At 32.2% G+C, this 4,982-nt stretch carries 6 protein-coding genes; 5 read left to right on the forward strand and 1 reads right to left on the reverse strand.

Annotated features, from left to right (window positions below):
• The first annotated feature begins 146 nt into the window (after positions 1-146).
• The 4 genes from AACZ49_RS18730 (at position 147) to AACZ49_RS18745 (ending at position 2,407) form a co-directional block, all read left to right on the forward strand.
• Positions 147-899, forward strand: a complete 753-nt coding sequence (locus AACZ49_RS18730) for a DUF6090 family protein (RefSeq protein ID WP_339657848.1) — start codon at positions 147-149, stop codon at positions 897-899.
• Positions 900-1,141: 242 nt separating this feature from the next.
• Complete coding sequence (locus AACZ49_RS18735; RefSeq protein WP_339657850.1) at positions 1,142-1,309, forward strand: hypothetical protein; 168 nt, start codon at positions 1,142-1,144, stop codon at positions 1,307-1,309.
• Positions 1,310-1,324: 15 nt separating this feature from the next.
• Positions 1,325-1,675 carry an ASCH domain-containing protein gene (locus AACZ49_RS18740; protein ID WP_339657852.1) on the forward strand — a complete coding sequence of 117 codons (351 nt, stop codon included), beginning with the start codon at positions 1,325-1,327 and terminating at the stop codon, positions 1,673-1,675.
• A 72-nt stretch (positions 1,676-1,747) separates the two neighbouring features.
• Positions 1,748-2,407, forward strand: coding sequence for a lysoplasmalogenase family protein (locus AACZ49_RS18745; protein WP_339657854.1), 660 nt, complete (start codon positions 1,748-1,750; stop codon positions 2,405-2,407).
• Positions 2,408-2,601: 194 nt separating this feature from the next.
• Here the strand turns inward: AACZ49_RS18745 and AACZ49_RS18750 are convergent, their stop codons facing one another.
• Entirely contained in the window at positions 2,602-3,201 is a 600-nt protein-coding gene (locus AACZ49_RS18750) for a Crp/Fnr family transcriptional regulator (protein ID WP_339657856.1), read from the reverse strand.
• 829 nt (positions 3,202-4,030) lie between these two features.
• Here AACZ49_RS18750 and AACZ49_RS18755 point away from each other — a divergent pair.
• On the forward strand, positions 4,031-4,609 hold the full coding sequence (locus AACZ49_RS18755; protein WP_339657858.1) for a hypothetical protein: 579 nt from the start codon (positions 4,031-4,033) through the stop codon (positions 4,607-4,609).
• The last annotated feature ends 373 nt before the right edge of the window (positions 4,610-4,982 follow it).

Below are 4,982 nucleotides of genomic sequence, written 5' to 3' on the forward strand. Positions count from 1 at the left end.
TTTTGGATTTGGCTTTTAAAATGAAAAAGATAAAAACAAAACAAAAAGCTTTGGCTACGAGCGCAGACGGAAACGAAAACTTTCCTTGTCTGCCCTACTTTCCATAGCCTTTACCGTTGTGCTTCATTATCAGAAACCGCTAACCAATGATAAAATTCTTTAGAAAAATTCGCCAAAAGTTGCTGACTGAAAATAAGTTCAGTAAATATCTACTATATACAATCGGAGAAATTGTTCTCGTGGTAATTGGAATTTTGATTGCATTATCTATTAATAATTGGAATGATGATCGGAAAATAGCAGATCAAGAAACATTATATCTAAAAAGATTGTTATCTGACAACAAACAAGATTATATTACTTTCTCAAATTTTATACGTGATTTAAAAAAAGGAAACGAGACAATTGAACAGTTGTCTAAAGCCCTTAATACTACTATAAATGATTCTTTATTAGTTGTTAGAGCTAATGAATTTATTGAATATGGAAGTATTTTTCCAATATTCTCATCCTCAAAATCGACTTTCATTGATTTATCAAGTACAGGGAATTTATCCGTTATTAAAGATTTCAACTTACGTGACCAAATTGTAAATCATTATGCACAACATGATTACATGCAACAAAGAATTCAGATTTCAACTGAATGGACAATTCCATTAGATGGATCATTATACACTGAAAATAATGCAATGAACTTTGAAACTTCAACGGCATTTCTTTATCCAAATACATCTATTAAAGTACTCGCTAGTGAATTAAGAGACAATAAATTAGCTTATATAAATAATATTGCTTCTCATCATTGGATTAATTCAGATGCAATTGATAGGTTTGAAAAATTAAAAGAACAAACTGCTAAAATCATTGATAAAATAGAAAAACAATTAACAGAATAACGAAAGGCTTACATCGTGTATAAAACATAGCTAATTAGTTTTATACCTATAGATTAATGCTAATTTATGATGATTTCCTAATTTTTAATTTTGGCTATTAGATTAGAGATATTAAAACAAAATATAAAAATTTGGTTTGCGTAATCCGATAATTTAGTGTCCTATTACGCGCTACCTTTTATACACAAATCGCTGGTATTAATACAATAAGTAACTATGAAACAATTAGGGCTCTTTTATTTATGATTTTTATAAGCTGTAAAAACAAATCTAAAACAAAAACAGCAACGGAAACTAAAAACAGAATTGACCAATCTGTCTATGAAATGTGGAGTGGTTATATTGAATCAAATCCAGAACTTAAAGACGAAGAAATACCAGAATCCGATTTATTTCATAATAATAAATAAAATGCGAATCGACTGGTGATATTAACACTGAATGGAAAAAAGAAAGCTTCTTCAGGATTATATAGTTTGTATAAACATGATAACATTGATTTGTCAAAAGTTGGAACAAAACAGATAATTACGGATTTTGATGATAAAGCACAGGCGATAATAGAAAATAAAAGTGTAGACACAATTTCTTTTAATAAAATTTCCAAAGATTATGCTGCATTGGATATGGGAACGGATATTGAGCCATTAGAAAAATGGAAAAAAGCACATTGGGATTTTTTTGAGGGCATTTTGGAAGAAAGCGGAGAGAAACCGAACGAAGAAATGCTAGTAGTTTGCGTAAAATTTGAAACTATATGGACGGCAAAGCACTAATAATAACCTTACTAATAACAAATAATGCTTAAATTCATGTATTTAAGGCTTTGGATTGTTTAAAAGCAATAAATGAATAGTATGTGGATAAAAAACAATTGGATCTATGGCGTTTTATTATTATCGGTTGTATCAGTAATATTTGCGTTAATAACTTCAAACTTTATTTTTAAATCGGGATCAGCTGGTATAGGAATTTTAATCATTCTAATTCTCAATTTCAAAAAAGAAAAACCTTCCAAAGATACATGGCTCATCATCGGTGCTTTTTTGTTTTCAATTGCTGGTGATTGGTTTATGTCTAACATGAATGGAGATAGTACAATGTTTACAAAGGGTATTGCATTATTCTTCCTTGCTCATTTAGGCTACCTCTTCTTTGCCAAACTTAATGGGCAAATAAAGTGGCGGTTTACCAGCATTTTACTGGCATTATTTTTATTGTTTTATTTCTTGGTATTATTCCCTAGCATTAACGATACCATACTTATGCTTGCTGCATTACTTTATTTATTTATTTCTTGTTTTTCCTTAGGCGCATCTGTTGGAATGAAGGGTGACTCTAAAGTAAAATGGACCTATGTCTTTGGTATTTTTTTAATCCTTTTTTCAGACACAATTATCTCTCTAACAGAATTTTTAGGCTATAATAAGTTGGATTTTTTGATTTTACCAACCTATTATCTAGCCCACATAAGTATCACGTTTTCATTAATAAAAAGGCAAGGTTAGGATGTAAATAATACGGTAACCTATATCTTAAAGAACTTTAATAGAACAAAACGTATCATAACGCTATATATATTAATCATTTAATTTTGTTATACTTTTTTTTTCCGTAATTAGCCGGTTAGCATAAGATTTTTTTTAAAGTATATCGGCTACATGTAAAACCAATTGCTAATTTGATCCTAATAGTTAAGAAACTATCCTTTTCCCAATCGTTTTCTAAGTTTTGAAAAACCCACTGGGGTTAGTCCTAAATATGAAGCAATAAGATATTGAGGAACACGTTGAAAAAGGTCTGGTCGTTTTTTCATCAATCGTAAATAACGTTCCTCGTTGGTTCGACTATTAATACGCTCGACTCTCGTGAAAATTTTTATAAATGCTTCTTGCATCGATAATCGTCCAAAACGCTCCAATTGATGTGACTTTTTAAAGGAGTTCTCTGCATCAGATCTTTTTATGGCATAAACTACAGTTGCCTCTGAAGCTTTTAAATAGTAATTGGAAGGATTGCCCTTTACATAGGCAGGTAAATCGGTAAAAAAGACATCTTCAGTATAAAATTCCAATACTTTTTGCTCACCTTGGTCTAGCTTATAATAGTAAATACAACCCGTTGCTACATAAAAAAAGTGATTAACCAATTGCCCTGGTGTTATCAAAGTATCGCCTTTTTTCAAGTTCATTCTTTGGTAGCATTGCAACTGCTCTTGTAACATCTGATCATCTACCTGAGTATAAGACAAAATCTTTTGTTTCAGATTCTCAAGATGTGTTGTTTCTATTTTTGCTTTCAAAGGTTATCGTTTAACAAGGAAAGAATTTCAAGATAGGAATTTTTAGATAATAGTTACTTCCACTTATGGCTTTGTTTTATACTACTTCATGCCAACTGATTTAAAGATTCTCTGCATTCTGAATACCATAATACAAAAATTGGATGATTAAGAATCAACTATGACCTTACCCCTATAAAATATATTTTAGTAAGAAAGGCTTTACCTGTTTAAGTCAAATCTTCTTTCTGGTGAAAGTGTCTAAATCGCCAGGAAGGTTTTTATATCTACATTTTCGATGCCAAATTACAGATGGTAAGGCCCAAACAAGAACCCTAGATAGCTTGACCCGTACGTAAATTGGTGTAAGACCGTTCTCTTCAATAACAATATTGAGCCATAAAATGAATACTTAATTTTTTAAGTGTAATGGCCTATGTACTTTTTAAACCAGCAGTTTGCTTTTCAGATACTTTATCATTAATAAAGACATCCGTCTTTACCTAGTTTTTAAAACCATCCCAAAAATAGTATTCAGGTATTACGTCGGCAGTTTTGGCCTTATCGATTTGAACTTAAAGCGTTTGAAAACAAATTAGGTGCTTTCGGACAATAAAAATGCATATTCGTCCTATTACATTACTTGACTCTTCTAAATTAACTATTTTTAATATACTTCAGAAGTCATTTAATATCAAATTCTCCCTACTTCTGATTTTACCGACATCATTTAAAATTCCCCTTATAGCAAGAACCTACAACATTGTTAAGATTTAATTAATGTAGCATGGTTCATATGCTTTTGCGATTCTAGATTGAATTATTGTATAACCCATTAAATTAAATAAATATGAGAACAAAGCGTAACAAGAGTATGAAGTCGATTTTAAAATTGATTTTATTAACAACATGTATTGTATCGGTGGTTTCCTGTTCAACGGAAAGCATATCTGACCTCTCAGAAAGCGATTTGACCTCTGTTGAATTAAAAAGTGGCAAAAAAGTTGAACGTCCAATTTCCATTGTACTTGAAGGTATCGATGATTTAGACGGAATAGGAGGCACCTTTACTGGTCGTATGACACATCTCGGCAAAATTCATGGCACGGTGGGTGCCGGAACCTTTCTACCGAATGGGGATGGTACTTTTACGTTCACCTCAACAGAGGATGATGTGGTTATTGCTGCTAACGGTGATCAATTATTTTCAAGATCATCGCTGATTTTCGTACCAGTATCATCAACTAGCTTTTCCTATACCGGTACTATTAGCTTTGTAGGTGGAACTGGGAGGTTTGCGGGAGTTCCTGAAGAAAATGGTGGATTCATGCAAATTGACAACGGAGTATACACCATCATTGGCCCAAATGATATTGGTGGGTTCCAGGGGACCACTTCGCACACTGGGGCTGGCACTATTATTTATTGAATAATTCTTTTTTCTAAAAATTAACCAGCGATCTTCGCTGGTTTTTTTGTTTTTGGAGACGTAACAGAGCAGATAGGGAAGAAAATTGTAAACAACCATTTAACAAATGAATTTAACTAACCATAAGCTTGAGAACAAGGGAATCTCTAAATGGGCTAAATGCTAATTAAATTTATTACAAATTGCGTCCCGCTATGCACACCGAATTACACACCAAAAAGATAGTTTCAAAACGATACAAATAAACACATTGAAAATAAAAAAACCCTGTTAATCATACGATTAGTAGGGTTTTTGTCCGCCTTGATATACAACTTTGTCGGGATGACAGGATTTGAACCTGCGACCACTCGACCCCCAGCCGAGTGCGCTA

Source organism: uncultured Maribacter sp., assembly GCF_963975365.1.
In the GTDB taxonomy this organism is placed as follows: domain Bacteria; phylum Bacteroidota; class Bacteroidia; order Flavobacteriales; family Flavobacteriaceae; genus Maribacter.

What these genes read in the sequence shown, in the direction of transcription:
- AACZ49_RS18755 (WP_339657858.1), top strand. Translation starts at nt 4,031, where the DNA reads ATGAGAACAAAGCGTAACAAGAGTATGAAGTCGATTTTAAAATTGATT.
- AACZ49_RS18745 (WP_339657854.1), top strand. Translation starts at nt 1,748, where the DNA reads ATGAATAGTATGTGGATAAAAAACAATTGGATCTATGGCGTTTTATTA.
- AACZ49_RS18735 (WP_339657850.1), top strand. Translation starts at nt 1,142, where the DNA reads ATGATTTTTATAAGCTGTAAAAACAAATCTAAAACAAAAACAGCAACG.
- AACZ49_RS18730 (WP_339657848.1), top strand. Translation starts at nt 147, where the DNA reads ATGATAAAATTCTTTAGAAAAATTCGCCAAAAGTTGCTGACTGAAAAT.